This window comes from Pantoea sp. GbtcB22 (assembly GCF_019091025.1).
GTDB classification, from domain to species: Bacteria; Pseudomonadota; Gammaproteobacteria; order Enterobacterales; family Enterobacteriaceae; genus Pantoea; species Pantoea leporis.
Window position 1 is genome coordinate 1 of record NZ_JAGXKB010000366.1, and the last position, 259, is coordinate 259.

Below are 259 nucleotides of genomic sequence, written 5' to 3' on the forward strand. Positions count from 1 at the left end.
GTTCCCCCCGTATTTCTTAACATGACGGTTCTGCATCTTGCTATATACGCTTTTTCACCTTATTGCTCACAATATCTCATATCGTGAAAAGTCGGCTCGGTTTCGTTGAGCATGGGATATCTTGATTTATGCTCACGCCAGGGGAATTTACGGCTGTCAATAATGATTCCCCCGAGGAACCTGTCGTGTCCGTCGATATATTTTGTCATGGAATGAATAACAATATCGGCGCCATGGCTGATAGGGCGGATCAGCGCCG

General features: G+C 46.3%; 1 protein-coding gene. It reads right to left on the bottom strand.

What is annotated here, in order from left to right; translation table 11 throughout:
• Positions 1-59: 59 nt before the first annotated feature.
• Positions 60-259: PLP-dependent transferase (locus KVT28_RS25490; RefSeq protein ID WP_217551000.1), on the bottom strand; the 200-nt coding region annotated here is incomplete at its 5' end.